The sequence below is a fragment of the Streptomyces barringtoniae genome, from assembly GCF_020819595.1.
Taxonomy (GTDB): domain Bacteria; phylum Actinomycetota; class Actinomycetes; order Streptomycetales; family Streptomycetaceae; genus Streptomyces; species Streptomyces barringtoniae.
This window is the reverse complement of the sequence record NZ_JAJHNP010000026.1, coordinates 39717-58025: the sequence shown is the minus strand read 5'-3', so window position 1 is coordinate 58025 and position 18309 is coordinate 39717. Positions and strand designations below refer to the sequence as shown.

Annotated in this window: 14 protein-coding genes and 2 pseudogenes; 4 read left to right on the top strand and 12 right to left on the bottom strand. The window is 71.3% G+C overall.

The window, feature by feature from the left end; all coding sequences use genetic code 11:
- The first annotated feature begins 139 nt into the window (after window positions 1-139).
- From LMU33_RS35255 to LMU33_RS35245, 3 genes are all read left to right on the top strand, one after another.
- Complete coding sequence (locus LMU33_RS35255; RefSeq protein WP_228625134.1) at window positions 140-1888, top strand: TIGR03767 family metallophosphoesterase; 1749 nt, start codon at window positions 140-142, stop codon at window positions 1886-1888.
- Window positions 1889-1983: 95 nt separating this feature from the next.
- A complete protein-coding gene (locus LMU33_RS35250; RefSeq protein WP_228625132.1) occupies window positions 1984-3141 on the top strand; it encodes a serine hydrolase domain-containing protein in 1158 nt (385 codons plus the stop codon).
- A 151-nt stretch (window positions 3142-3292) separates the two neighbouring features.
- Window positions 3293-4660, top strand: a complete 1368-nt coding sequence (locus tag LMU33_RS35245) for a glycosyltransferase (RefSeq protein ID WP_228625252.1) — start codon at window positions 3293-3295, stop codon at window positions 4658-4660.
- On the opposite strand, the pseudogene LMU33_RS35240 reads toward LMU33_RS35245, so the two are convergent.
- The 4 genes and pseudogenes from LMU33_RS35240 to pepN form a co-directional block, all read right to left on the bottom strand.
- Window positions 4601-4978 (bottom strand): annotated as a pseudogene (locus LMU33_RS35240) (GNAT family N-acetyltransferase); the annotation flags it as partial. The gene LMU33_RS35245 and the pseudogene LMU33_RS35240 sit on opposite strands and share 60 nt — an antisense overlap.
- 36 nt (window positions 4979-5014) lie before the next feature.
- A complete protein-coding gene (locus tag LMU33_RS35235) occupies window positions 5015-5824 on the bottom strand; it encodes an SGNH/GDSL hydrolase family protein (protein WP_228625130.1) in 810 nt (269 codons plus the stop codon).
- Window positions 5825-5993: 169 nt separating this feature from the next.
- On the bottom strand, window positions 5994-7031 hold the full coding sequence (locus tag LMU33_RS35230; RefSeq protein ID WP_228625129.1) for a hypothetical protein: 1038 nt from the start codon (window positions 7029-7031) through the stop codon (window positions 5994-5996).
- A 207-nt stretch (window positions 7032-7238) separates the two neighbouring features.
- A complete protein-coding gene (pepN, locus tag LMU33_RS35225; RefSeq protein WP_228625127.1) occupies window positions 7239-9818 on the bottom strand; it encodes an aminopeptidase N in 2580 nt (859 codons plus the stop codon).
- 150 nt (window positions 9819-9968) lie between these two features.
- Here pepN and LMU33_RS35220 point away from each other — a divergent pair, with 150 nt between their 5' ends.
- Window positions 9969-10631 (top strand): mycothiol-dependent nitroreductase Rv2466c family protein, encoded by a 663-nt coding sequence (locus LMU33_RS35220; protein WP_228625125.1) that lies wholly within the window; start codon window positions 9969-9971, stop codon window positions 10629-10631.
- 127 nt (window positions 10632-10758) lie between these two features.
- On the opposite strand, the gene LMU33_RS35215 is transcribed toward LMU33_RS35220, so the two are convergent.
- The 8 genes and pseudogenes from LMU33_RS35215 to LMU33_RS35180 all read right to left on the bottom strand — a co-directional run bounded on the left by LMU33_RS35215 (window position 10759) and on the right by LMU33_RS35180 (window position 18121).
- Window positions 10759-11406 carry a superoxide dismutase gene (locus LMU33_RS35215; protein WP_228625123.1) on the bottom strand — a complete coding sequence of 216 codons (648 nt, stop codon included), beginning with the start codon at window positions 11404-11406 and terminating at the stop codon, window positions 10759-10761.
- Window positions 11407-11525: 119 nt separating this feature from the next.
- Window positions 11526-12911 (bottom strand): amino acid permease, encoded by a 1386-nt coding sequence (locus LMU33_RS35210; RefSeq protein WP_228625120.1) that lies wholly within the window; start codon window positions 12909-12911, stop codon window positions 11526-11528.
- A gap of 125 nt (window positions 12912-13036) precedes the next feature.
- Window positions 13037-13933: a TauD/TfdA dioxygenase family protein gene (locus tag LMU33_RS35205; RefSeq protein WP_228625118.1), complete on the bottom strand. Its 897-nt coding sequence runs from the start codon at window positions 13931-13933 to the stop codon at window positions 13037-13039.
- Window positions 13934-13955: 22 nt separating this feature from the next.
- Entirely contained in the window at window positions 13956-15290 is a 1335-nt protein-coding gene (locus LMU33_RS35200) for an LLM class flavin-dependent oxidoreductase (protein ID WP_228625117.1), read from the bottom strand.
- Window positions 15287-15463: pseudogene (locus tag LMU33_RS35195) on the bottom strand (sulfonate ABC transporter ATP-binding protein); the annotation flags it as partial. The pseudogene LMU33_RS35195 and the gene LMU33_RS35200, both read right to left, overlap by 4 nt.
- Window positions 15464-15522: 59 nt before the next feature.
- Window positions 15523-16257, bottom strand: a complete 735-nt coding sequence (locus tag LMU33_RS35190) for an ABC transporter ATP-binding protein (protein WP_228625115.1) — start codon at window positions 16255-16257, stop codon at window positions 15523-15525.
- Window positions 16233-17081: an ABC transporter permease gene (locus tag LMU33_RS35185; protein WP_228625113.1), complete on the bottom strand. Its 849-nt coding sequence runs from the start codon at window positions 17079-17081 to the stop codon at window positions 16233-16235. Before LMU33_RS35185 ends, LMU33_RS35190 begins: the two co-directional genes overlap by 25 nt.
- Entirely contained in the window at window positions 17078-18121 is a 1044-nt protein-coding gene (locus LMU33_RS35180) for an ABC transporter substrate-binding protein (RefSeq protein ID WP_228625111.1), read from the bottom strand. The genes LMU33_RS35185 and LMU33_RS35180 overlap by 4 nt, the downstream gene beginning before the upstream one ends.
- Between the last annotated feature and the right edge of the window lie 188 nt (window positions 18122-18309).

Sequence of the window (18309 nt, the reverse complement as noted above, 5' to 3'; positions counted from 1 at the left end):
GGTGATGGGCGCTGCGCGTTGCCGCCGCGTTCACGCGCAGGTCATCCCCGGTGCCAACGATCCACAGTGAGCGGGGTGTTCGCGACAGCGACGGCCCGCGAACACTGCCGACGCGTTCGCACTCGGGGAGATCGCGCCAATGTCGCGCATACGCTCTGTCGCCGCCTCCGCCCTGGAGGTCAACCGCCGTACCGTCCTCGCCGCCGCCGGAGCGGTCTCGCTCTCCGCGGGCGTCGGCTACGCCCTGCGCCCCACCGACAGCGAGGCCGCCACCGCCGCCGCGCCGGTCGCCCACTCCCGGCAGGCCACTGCGGCGGTCCCGCTCGCCCCCTACACCAAGGGCACCACGCTCGCCTCCGTCGCCGCGCCCCGCAACAGCTCCGGCTACCGCCGGCTCGGTGACGGGCCCGGCTGGGCGCGCGTGGTGCGCGGTGAGCTGGCCACGCCCAAGTCCGGCCGCGCGAGCCGCCGCCGCGCCCTCGCCGCGTTCGTGCAGTTCACCGACCTGCACCTGATGGACGTCCAGCACCCTCTGCGCTGGGAGTTCCTGCGCGCGGCCGACCCGCACTCCTGGCGGCCGCAGGAGGCGCTCACCGTGCCCGGTGCGATCTCGCTGGTCGAGCGGGTCAACGCGCTGCGGGGCGCCCCCGTCACCGGCGCCCCGCTGCACTTCGTGATGACCACCGGCGACAACACCGACAACAACGCCCACTCCGAGCTGGAGTGGTTCATGAAGGTGATGAGCGGTGGCCGCATCAGCCCCAACTCCGGTGATCCCAAGCACTACGAGGGCGTGCAGAACAGCGGTCTGCAGCTGTTCTGGCAGCCCGACGCCGCTCTGCGCGACCACGACAAGACGCTCGGCTTCCCGCAGCTGAAGGGTTTCCTGGCCGCCGCGATCCGCGAGGTGCAGAGCCCCGGCCTCAACCTGCCCTGGTACTCCACCGTCGGCAACCACGACGCCCTCCCGCTCGGCGCCTACGGCTCCCACGGCGACCCCTACCTCGCCGAGGCGGCCATCGGCGGCAAGAAGCTGATGAACGTCCCGGCCGCCGATGCGAGGAAACTCCTGGCCTCCATCAACAACGGCACCGACGCCAAGGGCACCGGCTACCGGGACTTCCTCAAGGCCCACGCCCGCTCGATGCGTTCGGTCACGCCGGACGAGAAACGCGCCCCCTACACCCCCGCCGACTACCTCAAGGCCCACCTCGACCCCGCCCACCAGGGCCACGGCCCGGTCGGGCACGGCTACTCCTCGGCGAACCTCGACGCGGGCACCCAGTACTACGCCTTCCGCATCTCCGACGACGTCATCGGCATCAGCCTCGACACCACCGACGCCGGCGGCTACTACGAGGGCTCCGTCGGCACCGCCCAGCTGAAGTGGCTGGACAGGACGCTGAAGGACAACAAGGACTCCTACGCCGTCGTCTTCAGCCACCACACCAGCAAGTCGATGGACAACACCCGCCCCGACCCGGCCCGGCCCGGCGAGAAGCGGCACGGTGGCGCCGAGGTGATCTCGGTCCTGTCCGCCCACGCCAACGTGCTGGCCTGGGTGAACGGGCACGTCCACAGGAACGTCATCACCCCGCATCAGGCCTCCGGCGGCCGTTCCTTCTGGGAGATCTCCACCGCCTCGCACATCGACTTTCCCCACCTGGCCCGCATCATCGAGCTGGTGGACAACAAGGACGGCACCATCTCCCTGTTCACCACCCTGATCGAGGCCTCCGCCCCGCACCGCACCGACTTCGCCGACCTCTCCCAGACCGGCCTCGCCGCCCTCTACCGCGAGCTGGCCTACAACGCCCCGGGCGCCAGCAAGACCCTCGCGGGCAGCGCGGCCGACCGGAACACGGAGCTGGTGCTGAAAAAGGGCTGAAACTCACCCATCCGGCCTATTGCAGAGCAACCTTCGCGCACCCGGCGAGGGTTTCCTCCCCCGACCGCACAGAACAGCACAGGTTGGGGGAAGACATGCGCGTACGCACGACCCTGGTGGGCGCCACCGCCCTGCTCCTCACGGCGGCCCTCGCGGCTCCGGCCGTGGCCGCCACCGGCGCCCACCCCGCCGGCGCCCACCCCGCCGGCGGGCACTCCCACGCCGGCACCCGCAAGGCCGTCGAGGCCGCGGTCGCGGCCGGGGTGCCCGGGGTGACCGCCACGGCGAGGGACGGCCACGGCACCTGGTCCGCCACCGCCGGCGTGGGCGACCGCCGTACCGGCGCGCCGCGCTCCACCGCCGACCGGTACCGCGTCGGCAGCATCACCAAGACCTTCGTCGCCACCGTGCTGCTCCGGCTGGAGGCGGAGGGCCGGCTGTCGCTGGACGACACCGTGGAGAAGTGGCTGCCCGGCGTCGTCCAAGGGCACGGCCACGACGGCCGCCGCATCACCGTCCGGCAGCTGCTGAACCACACGAGCGGCATCTTCGACTACACCGGCGACGCGGACTTCGGCCGGGCGTTCTTCACCGCGGACGGCTTCTCCCGGCACCGCTACGACACGCTCGCGCCGGGCGAGCTGGTGACGATCGCCATGAAGCACGAGCCGTACTTCGCGCCGGGCACGTCCTGGAAGTACTCCAACACCAACTACGTCCTGGCCGGAATGGTGATCGAGAAGGTGACGGGCCACTCGTACGCCGCCGAGATCGAGCGCCGCGTCATCGCGCCGCTGCGGCTGCGGGGCACCTCGCTCCCCGGCACCCGGATCACCGTGCCCCGCCCGAGCAGCCGCGCCTACTCGAAATTCCTCGATCCGACGGGTCCGGTGTACGACGTCACGACCCTGAATCCGTCCCTGGCCTCGTCGGCCGGTGAAATGATCTCCGACTCCGCCGATCTCGACCGCTTCTACAGCGCCCTGCTCGGCGGAAAACTCCTGCCGCCGAAGCAGCTGAAGGAAATGAAGACCACCGTGGAGGCCACGGGCATCCCGAACACGCGCTACGGCCTCGGGCTCATGGACACCCGGCTGACCTGCGGTGTTCATGTCTGGGGGCACAACGGCGGCATTCACGGGTCCGCGTCCTCGGCGGTGACCACGGCGGACGGCCGCCATGCGATCGCCTTCAATTTCAACGGCGACTGGGCCGGGGACATGCAGTCGGTGATCGACGGAGAATTCTGTTAGCCACCGTTTCATCCACGTCATTCCGTGTTAACCCGGACGCAATGTCCGTACCGCCTCATATCGGCTATCCCGCTTTGGACGGGGATGGCTCGATCTTCTCGATCATTTATGCAAGGCGGGTGGTCGCGTGCGCGCGAGGCACGGACTGCGTGTGCTGTCGGTCTACGAGGGCTTCTTCTCCGGAGGAGCCCGGATCGTGCACAGCGACGTCGTACTGGGACTGGCCGAGGGCGGCCAGTCCCACCAGGTGCTCAGCATCCATGGCGAGGTCCATCGCGAGGCCACCCGGCAGCGCATGGAGGACGACCACTGCTACCGGGCGCTGACCGCCGGCGGGGTCGGCGTCACCTCGCTCGGCCGCAGCGCCGGCCTGGTGGACGGCTCGCTCGCGGCGAACGCTTTCAGCGGGCCCGAGCTGGCCGAAACGGCTCGGTCGATGGCCGGGGCGGATGTGATCCTCTCCCTGAAGGAGCAGCCGCTGGCCCTGCTCAACCAGGCCGGCCTGCCCCGCCGCCCGGTCGTGGTCGGTCTGCACCGTTCCGACCCGGAGAACCAGGGCCCCGCCCTGGAGGAGCTGAAGGCCGCCATCGCCGACGGCACGGTGGCCGCGTGCGTGTGCTGCGCCGAGTCCACCCGGGCCGCCTACGAGGCCGCCGGCATCCCGGCCCGGCTGCTGCACGTCATCCCCAACGGCGTCGACCTGCTCCGCTTCCGCCCGGACCCGGCCGCGCGCCTCGCCCTGCGCGCCTCCCTCGGGATCGCGGACCGGGCGCCGGTGGTCGTCTTCGCGGCCCGGTACGCCGCGATGAAGAACGTACCCCTGCTGCTCCGGGCGGCCCGCGCCTGGCTGGCCCGGGAGGGCGGCGGGCACGTGCTGATGTGCGGTGCCGGGATGACCCCCGGCAACTCCGGGCTGCGCGCGGACCTCGCCGACGCCTTCGCCGACGCGCCGTCCCTCACCGACCGGGTGCACCTGCTCGGCGTGCGGCACGACATGCCGGCCGTGTACGCCGCCGCCGACGTCGTCGCCCTGACCTCCGTCTCCGGGGAGGCGGCGCCGCTGTGCCTGATCGAGGGCATGATGTGCGGCGCGGTGCCGGTGACGACCGACGTCGGCGACAGCGCGTCGATCGTGGAGGGCCTCGGCTTCGTCACCCCGCCGGACCCGGCCGCGATCGCCCTGGCCTGGTCCGCGGCGGCCGGCGGACGCGCCGGGCTCGCGCCGGCCCTGGACGCCGCCCGCGAGCGCTTCAGCCGCACCCGCATGATCGCGGCCTACGCCACCCTGCTCGACGAGGTGTACGCCTCACACGTCGGCGGGCAGCGGGTCGTGGCGCAGCACGCTGTAGGCGACGCCGTCGCGCCAGCGGCCGTTCCGGAAGACGATGCCCCGCAGTACGCCCTCGCGGGTGAACCCGGCCTTCTCCAGGGCCCGCTGCTCGGCGATGTTCTCGGCCTCGGTGTCGGCCTCGATCCGCATCACGGGTGTGTGGGCGAAGAGGTACCGGACGAGCTGTAGCTGGGCCCGGGTGCCGATGCCCCGGCCCCGGGCCTCCGGCAGCAGCTGGGCGCCCATGTTCCAGCAGTGGGTGGAGGCCGTGACGACGACCTTGCGCCAGGCGACGAACCCCAGCGGCTCGGTTCCGGCCGTGACGATCAGCCGGCCGCCGTCCTCGCCGAGCAGCCGGTTCTCCGTCCAGCGCTGCCGGAACCGCCGCGGGTCGGCGTAGCCGTACCACTGGAACGGCCCCGCCGTCTCCGGCTCGGTGAGGAAGCGCTCCAGCAGGGGGAGGTCGTCCTCGGTGACGGGGCGCAGGGTCACGTCTTCGGCAGGCATGGACCGGAGCGTACGGCCCGGCCTGTCAGGGCCCCGTCAGGAAACCCGGTCGAGCACCGGGAGGTAGCCGAGCAACTGGCCCGGTGCCGTGGGGTGGTACGACTCGGTGGGGGCCAGCACGTCGACGCTGTGCAGCCAGGGGGTCGCGGAACAGATCTCGTGGCCGGCGAAGGCCGCCCTGACGTCGGCGTAGGCGAACCCGTGGGCGGCGGCGCGGCGGGCGATCACCGCGTCGAGGTGGTCCACACCGTCGTTGATGGCGGCGCGCGCGGTGTCCTGGAGGCCGACTTCGCAGGTGCCTCTGAGGTGGTACAGGTGCGGATAGCCGAGCACCACGACGCGGGCGCCGGGAGCCCGCTCCCTGATGGCCGAGTAGAGCCGGTCGAGGCTGTCCCCGAGGGACCTGTCCACCGTGGCGCGGGCGGCGGCGACGGCTGACAGGCAGCGGCTGGTGCCGCCCAGCGCGCAGGTCGTCATGACGCCGACGAAGCCCGCGTCGCTGCCGCCGACGGTGAGGGTGACCAGCCTGGTGCCTGGACCGAGCGTGCCGAGCTGGCCGGACAGGACGTCGCTCGTCCGGGCGTGGTTGCACGCGGAGAAGGCGAAGGTCGCCACCTTGTGCGCCGAGGCCCACAGGACCGGGTACGCCCGGCCGCTGCGCTTGCAGTTCGTGCCGGTGGGGAGGTAGTCGCCGGCACCGAGCCCGGCGGAGTAGGAGTCGCCGAGGGCCACATAGCCCACGGCTGCCGTCCGGGGCGCCGCCTGTGCCGTGCCGGGGCCGGCGACGAGGCAGGCCGTGGCGAGCACGAGGGCCGCCGAACACGCGGCTGTCCGGGTGTGTCGCATACCTCTCATCTTTCGCGCCCCGGCCCGCGCCGCCCGCGAGGCTCGTCCGTTCGGGTGAACCGCTGACCAGGTGTGACGCACGAGGAGGGGCCACCGCAATCGCCCGGTGGCCCCTCCTCTCCCCTCCTGAGGGCGCGGATCCGCCCTCCCGATGCCTTCCGGTCCGTCACTACCGGGGAAGCACCACGACGTAGGCGGCCGGGTCACGGTCCGCCGAGGCCATCAGGGCCGTGCGGACCACCGCCGCCTGCTGTTCCATCGCCTTCCCGAGCTTCTTCGGCGTGATGTACACGACGGTGATCCCGAGGCGTTCGAGGTGCTCGCGCTTGCGGGCGTACTCCGACCACAGCGCGTCGTCGTCCTGCCGGGGCGCCCGGGTGTCGAGCTCCACCGCCACCGCCTGTTCCGGCCAGTACGCGTCGACGCCGCCGAGGTGCGGGCCGCCGGGCAGCCGCAGGTCGACGTTCCAGAGCGGGTCGGGCAGGCCGTACTCGCGGACCATCCGGTACAGGCGGTCCTCGGCGATCGAGCGGCCCTCCGCCACGAGCGCGTCCACCGCGTTCACCACGTGCGGGCGGTTGAGCAGCCTCGCGCTGGTCAACTCCCGTACGACAGCGGCCGGTTCGCAGTGGCCGCCGCGCACCGCCTCGGTCAGCAGCCGCCGTACCGCCTCCGCGTCCGTCAGCTCCGCCACCGCGTCCGCCAGCGCCCGCGGCACCGGCGCCACCGGCAGACCCGTCACCGCGTTGGGCGTGGGCAGGGCGGGGGTGCGCAGGACGCGGACGTAGCCCGTGGTGCGGATCCGGCGCAGCCGGGGGACCAGGACGTCGACGCGGTCCAGGGAGAGCAGCGGCGGGGTGGCGGAGAAGCCGTAGAGGGTGAGGGCCGCGAGGCCCGTGATCATCGCCTCCGTGTAGACCGGCCCGTGCGGGTCCTCCGCCGTCGGCTGGGCCGGGACGCCCGGCGCGGACTCGCGGGCCGCGTACAGCAGCGCCCCGTGCAGACGCTCCTCGCTCGTCGCGGGGCCGGGGTGGAGGAGGACCACGTTCGGCAGCAGCTGCTGCCAGGGGCCGCCGGGGCGGCAGTGCTCGGCCAGTTCTGCCGTCGTCACTCCGTGGGAGCGGAGCTGGGCCGCCGTCAGGACGCGGCGGCGGGCCTCGGAGAGGTGGCGGAGGGGGCGGGGGGAGAGCGGGGTGTTGTGCGTCATGGCGTCGGGATTCCCGCGCTCGGTCCCCCCTTTAACCCCTGTTACACGGCCGTCGAAGAATGCGGACAAGAGGGGACTAAAGGTCAGGTGTTCGGATGCCGAGTAGGGACGGGAAACCCCTGGTCCGATCGGGTGCGGACCAGGGGTTACGGTTCCGATTGACCGAATTCCGTAACGGTCACCGGCGGCCCAAGCTCAGGCCAAAGGTCAGTCGTTGGCGGCCGTCACGTCGCACTCCTGTGCGCGCAGCGCCCGCGCCAGGTCGTCCCGGGCCTCCAGCACCAGCCGGCGCAGCGCCGGCGCCGCGTCCCGGTGCGCCTGAAGCCACGCGTCCGTCGCCCCGAGCGTCTCCGGCCGGTCCTGCAGCGCCGGGAACAGGCCCCGTACGACGTCCATGCCGATCTGGATCGACCGCTCCCGCCACACCCGCTCGATCACGGTGAAGTACTTCTCCGCGTACGGCGCCGTCAGCTCCCGCTGCGAGGGCTGGCCGAAGCCCGCGATGGTCGCCTCCACCAGCGCGTTCGACAGCGCGTCGGACTCCACCACCTGCGCCCACGCCTGCGCCTTGACCGCCGCCGACGGGCGGGCCGCAAGGCAGCGGACCTGGTGGCGCTTGCCGGACGCCGTGTCGTCGCGGGCCAGTTCGGCCGCGAGGACCGACTCGTCGGCCACGCCGTGCGCCGCCAGCGGCTCCAGGAACGCCCAGCGCAGCTCCTGGTCCACCTCCAGGCCGTCGACGGTCTCCGCGCCGTCCAGCAGGCGCTTCAGCAGGGCGAGGTCCGTCTCGCCGGACGCCACCGTCGCGAAGAACCGGGCCCACGCCAGCTGGTGCTCGCTGCCGGGCTCGGCCGCCTCCAGCTCCCGCAGCGCGCCCTGCGCCAGCAGCTCACCGCCGGTCCGCCGCCATTCGGGCGCCGCATAGTGCACCAGTGCCGAGTTCGCCCACGCGTGCAGCATCTGCAGCACGCCGATGTCGGACTCGCGGCCCGCGAACCGCAGCACCAGGCCGACGAAGTCCCGCGCCGGCAGCAGCGCGTCCCGGGTCATGTTCCACAGCGCCGACCAGCACAGCGCCCGGGCCAGCGGGTCGGTCAGCGCGCCCAGGTGCTCCTTGAGGGTCGTCAGCGAGGTGTCGTCGAAGCGGATCTTGCAGTACGTCAGGTCGTCGTCGTTGACCAGGACCAGGTCCGGGGCCTCGGCGCCCGCCAGGTCCGCGACGACCGTGCGCGGCTCGTGCGCGTCCGTCTCCACGCGTGCGTACCGCTCCAGCGCGCCCTCGGGCGTACGCCGGTACAGGCCCACCGCGATGCGGTGCGGGCGTTCCTCGGGATGCGACTCCGGCGCTTCCTGCACCACCGCCAGCTCGGCCACCCTGCCCTGCGCGTCCAGCAGCACCTGCGGCGTCAGCGAGTTGACCCCGGCCGTCTGCAGCCACGAACGCGCCCACGCCGACATGTCCCGGCCGCTGGTCTCGCCCAGCACCGACAGCAGGTCGCCGAGGCGGGTGTTGCCGTACGCGTGACGCTTGAAGTAGCGGCGGGCGCCCTCCAGGAACGCGTCCTGGCCGACGTACGCCACCAGCTGCTTGAGCACCGAGGCGCCCTTGGCGTAGGTGATGCCGTCGAAGTTCAGCTTGGCGTCCTCCAGGTCACGGATGTCCGCCGTGATCGGATGCGTGGACGGCAGCTGGTCCGCGCGGTACGCCCAGGCCTTGCGGCGGTTGGCGAAGGTGATCCAGGCGTCCTTGAAGCGGGTCGCGCCCACGTTCGCGAACGTGCCCATGAAGTCCGCGAAGGACTCCTTCAGCCACAGGTCGTCCCACCACTCCATGGTGACCAGGTCGCCGAACCACATGTGCGCCATCTCGTGCAGGATCACGTTGGCCCGCGCCTCGTACGACGCCTGTGTCACCTTGCCGCGGAAGATGTACTCCTCGCGGAAGGTCACCAGGCCCGGGTTCTCCATCGCGCCCAGGTTGTACTCGGGCACGAACGCCTGGTCGTACTTCCCGAACGGGTACGGGTAGTCGAAGTGGTCGTGGAAGAAGTCCAGGCCCTGCTTGGTGACCAGGAAGACGTCGTCGGAGTCGAAGTGCGGGGCGAGACCCTTGCGGCACATCGCGCCGAGCGGGATCTCCAGCTTGGTGCCGTCCTCGAACGCCCGCTCGTAGGAATCCGTCACATAGTGGTACGGCCCCGCCACCACGCACGTGATGTACGTCGAGATCGGCTTGGTCTCCGCGAACCGCCAGACGCCGTCGGCCGGTTCGCCCGCGCCGTTGCTCCACACCGTCCAGCCCTCCGGCGCCCGCACCTCGAAGCGGTACGGCGCCTTGAGGTCCGGCTGCTCGAAGTTGGCGAAGACGCGGCGGGAGTCGGCGGGCTCGTACTGGGTGTAGAGGTAGACCTCGCCGTCCTCGGGGTCGACGAAGCGGTGCATGCCCTCGCCGGTGCGGGAGTAGGCGCACTGCGCGTCCACCACCAGCTCGTTCTCCGCCGCCAGGTCCTCCAGCGCGATCCGCGAGCCGTCGAAGACCTGGCCCGGGTCCAGGTCCCGGCCGTTGAGCGACACCGAGGTCACGCTCGGCGCGACCAGGTCGGCGAAGCTGGACGCGCCCGGCTCGTTGCAGCGGAAGCGGATCGTGGTCACCGAGCGGAACGTGCGTGGCTCGCCCTCTCCGTCGCCTACGGCGGACCTGAGGTCCAGGGACACCTCGTACCCGTCGACGGACAGCAGGGCGGCCCGCTCCCGGGCCTCGTCACGGGACAGATTCTCACCGGGCACGGACGGCACTCCCTTGTGATCGCGTGGATGAGGCTGAACAGGACCGATCCTGCCATGTGCCCCTGACAGGGGGCAGCAGGGAATCAGCGGGGAATGCGGGTCGCGAGGACGTGGTTGGGGGTTGGAAAGAGTCCTTCGCTGAGGAGAACCATGTCCGAGACCGTGCCCGAGACCGGCAAGACCCCCGTCGACTTCTGGTTCGACCCGCTGTGCCCGTGGGCCTGGATGACGTCCCGCTGGGTGCTGGAAGTGGAGAAGGTCCGCGACATCGAGGTCCGCTGGCACATCATGAGCCTCGCCGTCCTCAACGAGAACAGGCTGGAGGAGCTGCCCGAGGAGTACCGGGAGATGCTCGCCATCAAGGCCTGGCAGCCGGTCCGCGTGGTCACCGCGGCCTGGCAGAAGCACGGCGAGGACGTCCTCGGCCCGCTGTACACAGCGCTCGGCACCCGCATCCACAACAACGGCGAGGGCCCGACCCTGGAGGCGATCGCCGGCGCCCTCGCGGACGTCGGCCTGCCCGCCGACCTCATCGACCACGCCGAGCAGCAGGACTTCGAGTACGACGCCGAGCTGCGCGCCTCCCACAAGGAGGGCATCGAGAAGGTCGGCCAGGACGTCGGCACCCCGGTCATCGCCGTGCCCGGCCCCGACGGCGAGCAGATCGCCTTCTTCGGCCCGGTCGTCACCCCCGCCCCGAAGGGCGAGGAGGCGGCCCGCCTGTGGGACGGCACGCTCGCCGTGGCCTCGGTGCCGGGCTTCTACGAGATCAAGCGGACCCGGACCCAGGGGCCCGACTTCAGCAACCTGTAGGCCCGCTCGCCGCATACGAACAAGGGGAGGACCCCCGCGAGTCACGTCCACGCGGGGGTCCTCCTTCATCCGCCTGCCGTCGTGAAGGGTGAGAAGACGATCACGGGGCAGGACGAGCGACGGGCTCTCAGGGAGCCATCAGGAGCACGTCGGCGCGGGACTTGGCGGCCTGGTGACGGCGGGCCACGTCCTGCCAGTCGACGACCTGCCACATGGCCTCGACGAAGTCCGCCTTCTGGTTCCGGTACTGGAGGTAGAAGGCGTGCTCCCAGGCGTCGAAGACCAGGATCGGGGTGGAGCCCTGGCCGACGTTGCCCTGGTGGTCGTAGACCTGCTCCACGATCAGCCGCCCGCTCAGCGGCTCGTACGCCAGCACGCCCCAGCCGGAGCCCTGGGTGGTGGCCGCGGCCTTGGAGAGCTGGGCCTTGAAGGCGGCGAAGGAGCCGAAGGACTCCTTGACGGCCTCCGCCAGCTCGCCCACGCCGTCGGCCGCGAGCGGCTCGCCGCCGCCGTCCTTCGGGCCGGTCATGTTCTGCCAGTAGATGCTGTGCAGGATGTGGCCGGAGAGGTGGAAGGCCAGGTTCTTCTCCAGCCCGCCGACGGATCCCCACGCCTCCTTGTCCCGCGCCTCGGCGAGCTGCTCCAGCGTGTCGTTGGCGCCCTTCACATAGGCCGCGTGGTGCTTGTCGTGGTGCAGTTCGATGATCTCCGGGCTGATCACGGGGGCGAGCGCGGAGTAGTCGTAGGGCAGGTCGGGCAGCGAGTAGACGGGCATGGGCGGGTCCCCTCCGAAGCTTATTGCAAGTTACTTGCAACTACACGCTAGCAACAAGAGTGACGGGCGAAAGAAAGGCCCCCACGTGTCGCACGTGGGGGCCTTCGCCGGTGCCGGACTCAGCGCCTGGCGCGGGCCCGCTGCCAGAGGTAGCCCACGACCGCCAGGAACAGGGTCATGCCGCCGGTCGAGAAGAGCTGGACGCGGGTGTCCGGCTCGCGGGCCATCAACACGAAGATCGCGACCATGCCCGCCAGCGCCACCCAGGTCAGCCACGGGAACGCCCACATGCGCACGACCAGCCGCCCGGGGGCCTCGCGCTCGATGCGGCGGCGCAGCAGCAGCTGCGAGACGGCGATGAAGATCCAGACGACCAGGATGACCGCGCCGATCATGTTCAGCAGCCACGGGAACACGTCGTTCGGGCGCCAGTAGCTCAGCAGCACGCAGACGAAACCGAAGAAGCAGGAGGTGAGGACCGCGATCCGCGGGACCCCGCCGGACAGTTTGACCAGCGCCTTCGGGCCCTGGCCGCGCTCGACCAGCGAGTAGGCGATGCGCGAGGAGCCGTAGATGTTCGCGTTCATCGCGGACAGCAGGGCGACCAGGACGACCACGTCCATCAGCCGGCCCGCGCCGGGGATGCCGAGGTGGTCGAGCGCGGCGACGTACGGACCCTTCTCCACGACCTCCTTGGAGTTCCACGGGACCAGGGTGACGACGACCGCCATCGAGCCGATGTAGAACAGCGCGATCCGCCACATGGCCGTGCGCACGGCGGACGCCACGCCCTTGACCGGGTTCTCCGACTCGGCGGCCGCGATGGTGACCGTCTCCAGGCCGCCGTAGGCGAAGACGGAGGCGAGCAGGCCGACGAGGAGGCCCTGGTTGCCGTGCGGCATGAAGTCGCTGAGGTTCGAGGCGCCGGGGGAGTGCGTGCCGGGGAGCACACCGGCGATGGCCAGCACGCCGAGGACCAGGAACAGGCTGATCGCGCCGACCTTCAGCGCGGCGAACCAGAACTCGAACTCGCCGAAGTTCTTCACGGCGGCCAGGTTGGCCCCGCAGAACACCACCATGAACAGGGCCACCCACATCCACTGCGGGGTGCCGGGCAGCCAGCCCTGGACGATGTTCGCGGCGCCGATGCCCTCCAGGCCGACGGCCGTGCACAGCAGCACCCAGAAGGACCAGCCGGCGGCGAAGCCCGCCCAGGGGCCGATCGCCCGCTCGGCATGCGCGGAGAAGGAGCCGGAGGAGGGGTGGGCGGCGGACATCTCGCCCAGCATCCGCATCACCAGCATCACCAGCAGGCCGGAGAGCGTGTAGGCGATGACGATGGACGGACCGGCGGCGGCGATGCCCGCGCCGGAGCCGACGAACAGACCCGCGCCGATCACACCGCCCAGGGCGATCATCGACAGGTGGCGCTGCTTGAGGCCGTGGGAGAGGGAGGCGCCGTCCTGCTGCTGTGGCGGTGTCTCGGTGGTCGTGCTGCTGGGCATGGGCGCGGCTCTCCCGGGCAAGGCAATGGGCGGGCAAAAACCCCGCCAGTCTGGGCGGCCCGTCCGCTCACACGGAGGGACCGCCCAGTATCCGGACACCCTCTGCACGGAGGGTGAGAGTCCCGTTACGCCGCCGCGAGCACCGGCGTGTAGTGCGAGGCGTCGCCCTCGATCGAGTAGCTCTCCTTGCCCTCGATGCCGACCGGGACGTCACCGGCGACGGTCACCCGGTGCAGGCGGCGCGGCCGTCCGTCGTAGTTGTCGACGGCATAGTGCTGGGTGATCCGGTTGTCGAAGAGCACCAGCTCGTTCTCCGCCCAGCGGTGGCGCAGGATGTTCTCCGGGCGGGTGACGTACGCCTGCAACAGGTCCAGGATCGTGCGGGACTCCCCGACGGACAGGCCCACGATCCGCTGCGCGAACCCGCCCACGAACAGTCCGCGTTCCCCGGTCAGCGGATGGACGCGGACCACCGGGTGGGCGGTGCGGTACGTGATGGAGGTGAACTGGGCGCGCTGGGCGGCCTTCTCCTCGTCGATCTCCTCGTCCGGTACGGCGTAGTCGTAGTCGTTGGTGTGCTCCGCCCACAGGGTGTCGGCGAGGCGCCGAAGCGGCTCGGGCAGGTCCCGGTAGGCGGCGGCCGCGTTGGCGATCAGGGTCTCGCCGCCGTACGGCGGGATCGTGATCGAGCGCAGGGTGCTGGCCTGCGGCGGGTTGAGCACGAAGGTCACGTCGGTGTGCCAGTGGTTGGCCCGGCCCCGCTCGCTGTCCACGGGCAGCACATTCGGGGCGCCGTCGACCGCGCCGACCGTCGGGTGCGCGGTGGTCAGGTCGCCGAAGTGGCGGGCGAAGGCCTGCTGGCCCGCGTCGTCCAGACCGCCCGCGTCGAAGACGAGCGCCTTGTGGACGTTCAGGGCCTCACGGATCGCGGTGACCTCCTCCGGAGCGAGGGGCCTGGTGATGTCGACGCCGGAGACACGGGCGCCGATGCGTGCGGTGACCTGGGTGATCTCGAGGGACATGGGCGGGTCCTTTCAGGCGGGGTCAGACGAGGGCTGCGGTGTGCTGGTTGGCGGGGCGGGGGAGGCCGTAGCGCTCCCGGAGGGTGTGGCGGGGGCCGTACTCGTGGCGGAACAGGCCGCGGGCGCGCAGGAGCGGTACGACGTGCTCGACGAACGCGTCCAGGCCGGAGGGCAGCACGGCGGGCATGACGTTGAAGCCGTCGGCGGCACCTTGCGTGAACCAGGTCTCGATCCGGTCGGCGACCTGTTCGGGCGTCCCGGCGAAGGTGAGGTGGCCGCGCCCGCCGCCGAGCCGCGCGATCAGCTGCCGGACGGTGAGCCGCTCGCGCCGGGCCAGCTCGACCACGAGCGTGTAGCGGCTCCTGGCCCCCTCGACGGCGGACTCGGGCGGCAGGTCGGCGGGCAGCCCGGCGTCCAACTCCAGTGTGCCGGGCTCGAGTTGCAGCAGGCTCTCCAGCCGGCCCACCCCGTGGTCGTACACGATGTGGTCCTCCAGCAGCTGCTCCGCCGCCCGCGCCTCCGCTTCCGTCGAGCCGAGTACGGGCACGATCCCGGGCAGCACCTTGACGTGCTCGGGGTCCCTTCCCGCCTGTGACGTCCGGGACTTGAGGTCGGCGTAGAAGGTTTGGGCGCCGGCGAGGGTCTGCTGGGCGGTGAAGACGGCCTCCGCGTAGCGGGCGGCGAAGCGTTTTCCGTCCTCGCTCGATCCCGCCTGTACGAGCAGCGGGTAACCCTGCGGAGTGCGGGGCACGTTCAGGGCGCCCGCGACGCTGAAGTACGCCCCCTGGTGCCGGGGCGGATGAACCTTCCTGTCGTCGCCCCAGACCCCGGCCGCCTTGTCGGCGACGATCGCGTCGTCCTCCCAGCTGTCCCACAGCTTCAGCGCCACATCGAGGAACTCGGCCGCGCGGGCGTACCGCTCGGCGTGCGCGGGCTCGGCGTCGAGCCCGAAGTTCCGGGCGGCCTCGGCGCCGGCCGTGGTGACGATGTTCCAGCCGGCCCGCCCGCCGCTGATGATGTCCAGCGAGGCGAACTTGCGGGCCAGGTTGTACGGGGAGTTGTAGGACGTGGACGCGGTGGCGATCAGCCCGATGTGCTCGGTGGCCGTCGCCAGCGCCGTCAGCAGGGTGAGCGGTTCCAGGGCGCCGGCCGGGCGCTGGGCGAGGTTGCCCCACAGCTGGGGGCCGTCGGCGAGGAAGAGGGAGTCGAAGGTGCCGCGCTCGGCGATCCGGGCGAGCCGCACATGGTGCTCCAGGTCGACATGCGCGTACGGATCACTCTCCGGCAGCCGCCACGACGCCTCGTGGTGCCCGGTGTTCATCAGGAACGCGTTCAGATGAAGTCTTCTCTGTGTCACCGGTGGTCCTCCGTGACGCCGAGTGCCGTCAGCAGGTGTTCGCGGTACTCGCCCAGGACGGGTTCGCGGTAGGTGCGGGGGTGGGGGTGGTCGATGGTGAGGTCGAGGGCGATGCGGCCCTGGTCCAGGACGAGGACCCGGTCGGCGAGCACGATCGCCTCGTCCACGGGGTGCCTGTGGCGCTTCGAGGGTTCGGGGTGGTGGCGGGTGTTGTGTGAGTGGGAGCGGCGGGTCACTTGTGGTCCTCCGTGACGCCGAGTGCCGTCAGCAGGTGTTCGCGGTACTCGCCCAGGACGGGTTCGCGGTAGGTGCGGGGGTGGGGGTGGTCGATGGTGAGGTCGAGGGCGATGCGGCCCTGGTCCAGGACGAGGACCCGGTCGGCGAGCACGATCGCCTCGTCCACGTCGTGGGTGACCAGCAGGACGGACGGCCGGTGGCGCTGCCACAGGTCGCGCAGCAGGGTGTGCATCCTGATCCGGGTGAGCGCGTCCAGTGCGCCGAAGGGCTCGTCGGCCAGCAGGAGTTCGGGCTCGCGGACCAGGGAACGGGCGAGCGCGGCCCGCTGGGCCTCACCGCCGGACAGCTCGCCCGGCCAGGCCCGTTCGCGGCCCTTCAGCCCGACCTCGGCGAGGGCGGCCCGGCCGCGCTCCTCGGCGTCCTTGCCGTCGGTGCCGAGCACGACGTTGTCCAGCACCCGGCGCCACGGCAGCAGCCGGGAGTCCTGGAAGACGACCGAGACCCGCTCCGGGGCGGTGAGCCGCCCGCTGCCGGCGACCCCGTGGTCGAGTCCGGCCACCGCCCGCAGCAGCGTGGACTTGCCCGAGCCGCTGTGCCCGAGCAGGGCCGTGAACTGGCCGGCAGGCAGGTCGAGGTCGATGCCGTCGAGGACCGTACGGCCGCCGAAGGAGCGGGTCAGGCCCTGGAGCCGGACGGCGGGCGGGGTCAGTTGTTCAAGCTGCGGCGCCATGACAGCACCCTCCGTTCCACGAGACGGACCACGCTGTCGGAGACCAGGCCGAAGACGCCGTAGACCAGCAGGCCGACCAGGATGACGTCGCTCTGGCCGTAGTTCTGCGCCTGGAACATCAGGTACCCGAGGCCGCTGGTGGCGTTGATCTGCTCCAGCACCACCAGGCCCAGCCAGGAACTGGTCACACCGAGCCGGAGCCCCACGAAGAACCCGGGCAGTGCGCCGGGGATCACCACCTGGCGGATGAAGGCGAGCCGGGACAGGCCCTGCACCTCGGCGAGTTCGACGTACCGGCTGTCGATGCCGGCCAGCGCGGCATGGGTGTTCAGATAGACCGGGATGTAGACGACGATCGCGATGATGGCGACCTTGAAGGTCTCCCCGATGCCCAGCCAGAGGATGAACAGCGGAATCAGACCGAGGGTCGGGATCGCCCGGTTGAGCTGCACGGTCCCGTCGATCAGCGCCTCCCCGGTGCGGCTGAGCCCGGAGGCGAGCGCCAGCAGCACACCCGCGGACAGACCGATCGCGAAGCCGTAGCCGGCCCGCCTCAGCGAGGTCAGGATGTCGGTGGGCAGGGTGCCGTCGGTCCACAGCCGGCCGGCGGTCCGCAGCACCGTCCAGGGCGCGGGGATCGCACCGGGGTCGAGGGTGCCGGCGGCCGAGGCCGCCGCCCACAGGGCGAGCACCGCCAACGGACCGATCAGCCGGGCCGCGGGCAGCCGGCGGCCGGGGGAGAGACGACGGCGCCTGCGGACCTGGGGAACCTCCCCCGCCTCAGCCGCCGCGACGGCGGTCGTCGTCGTGGTCACGGCGGTCATTTCCGGTACTCCTCGGGTACGGCCCGGGCGGCGATCGACTCGAAGCGGTGGTCGAAGAGCGAGGAGACGTCGAACCGCTTCACGAACCCGCCGTCGGCGAGCAGGTCGGCCGTCTCCTGCTCCCACTTGACCGCCTCGCCCCAACCGGGCGGGAACAGCGGCTTGTTGGCGAGCCTGCTGATGCCCCGCGCCTGCTCGGGGGTCAGGTTCTGCGTCTTGACGTAGAACTCCTCGTTCCAGACGTCCGGGTGCTCGTACTGCCACACCTGGCCCCGGGCCCACTGCGGGATGTAGGCGGCGATCGCGGCGGCCTTCGCGGGATCGTTCAGCACCGCCTGCGGGGCCCACAGCAGGTTGAGCAGGTCGACGACGTCGGTGGGGATGGTGCGGGCGCCCCTGGACTCGTACTGCTTGAGGTAGGCCGGTGCCTGGCTGTTGGCGAGCGGGGCCACGTCGACCTGCCCGGACTGCAGGGCGGTGAGGAACTGGTTGCTGGTCAGCGGGACCAGCTTCACCGCGTCGTACGCGAGGCCCGCCTTCTTGAGCGCCCGCAGCAGGACGACCCCCTGGGCCTGCCCCTGCGAGAACGCGAGCCGCTTGCCCCTGAAGTCGTCGACGGTGTGGATGTCGCTGCCGGGCTTGGTGGCGAAGAGGTAGTTGGGCTTGCGGGTGATGTCGATCGCCACGATCTTCGCGTCGAAGCCCTGGTAGTGCGCCTGGATCGGCGGGATGCCGGCGTTGTTGGCGAGGTCCAGGGACCCCGCGCGGAAGGCGTTGATGACATCCGGGCCCGCCCCGATGTTCACCCAACTCGACACGGTGAAGGGCAGCTTGGGCAGCCTCGCCAGCCGGAACTGCAACTGCTGGATGTTCTGGTAGGAGGCGATCTTCAGGCTGGTGCCCGCCGGAACCTGGTCCGCGAGCGGCTTGGTCGCGGCGCCCCGGGTGTCGGCGGAGGCAGCGCCCTTGGCGCAGCCGCTGAGGCCCACGGCGGCGGCGGACGCGCCCAGCAGGGAGGTGAGAAAGACACGACGGTGCATGGGAGGACTCCCGGGAGAAAAGGGCTGGAAAGGCGGGAAGAAATCCGGGAAAGACGAGCCGGAGGAAGAGAACTCACGCAGACTCACGCAGCGGGAAACACGCGCTTCATGCGCGGCAATATGTCAGCAACAGACGGTGCGACAGCTCGTGAGGTGGCTCATGACCAGCATGTTCCTGGCCATGAGCG

What these genes read in the sequence shown, in the direction of transcription:
- LMU33_RS35255 (WP_228625134.1), top strand. Translation starts at nt 140, where the DNA reads ATGTCGCGCATACGCTCTGTCGCCGCCTCCGCCCTGGAGGTCAACCGC.
- LMU33_RS35250 (WP_228625132.1), top strand. Translation starts at nt 1,984, where the DNA reads ATGCGCGTACGCACGACCCTGGTGGGCGCCACCGCCCTGCTCCTCACG.
- LMU33_RS35235 (WP_228625130.1), bottom strand. Translation starts at nt 5,824, where the DNA reads ATGCGACACACCCGGACAGCCGCGTGTTCGGCGGCCCTCGTGCTCGCC.
- LMU33_RS35230 (WP_228625129.1), bottom strand. Translation starts at nt 7,031, where the DNA reads ATGACGCACAACACCCCGCTCTCCCCCCGCCCCCTCCGCCACCTCTCC.
- LMU33_RS35220 (WP_228625125.1), top strand. Translation starts at nt 9,969, where the DNA reads ATGTCCGAGACCGTGCCCGAGACCGGCAAGACCCCCGTCGACTTCTGG.
- LMU33_RS35215 (WP_228625123.1), bottom strand. Translation starts at nt 11,406, where the DNA reads ATGCCCGTCTACTCGCTGCCCGACCTGCCCTACGACTACTCCGCGCTC.
- LMU33_RS35210 (WP_228625120.1), bottom strand. Translation starts at nt 12,911, where the DNA reads ATGCCCAGCAGCACGACCACCGAGACACCGCCACAGCAGCAGGACGGC.
- LMU33_RS35205 (WP_228625118.1), bottom strand. Translation starts at nt 13,933, where the DNA reads ATGTCCCTCGAGATCACCCAGGTCACCGCACGCATCGGCGCCCGTGTC.
- LMU33_RS35190 (WP_228625115.1), bottom strand. Translation starts at nt 16,257, where the DNA reads ATGGCGCCGCAGCTTGAACAACTGACCCCGCCCGCCGTCCGGCTCCAG.
- LMU33_RS35185 (WP_228625113.1), bottom strand. Translation starts at nt 17,081, where the DNA reads ATGACCGCCGTGACCACGACGACGACCGCCGTCGCGGCGGCTGAGGCG.
- LMU33_RS35180 (WP_228625111.1), bottom strand. Translation starts at nt 18,121, where the DNA reads ATGCACCGTCGTGTCTTTCTCACCTCCCTGCTGGGCGCGTCCGCCGCC.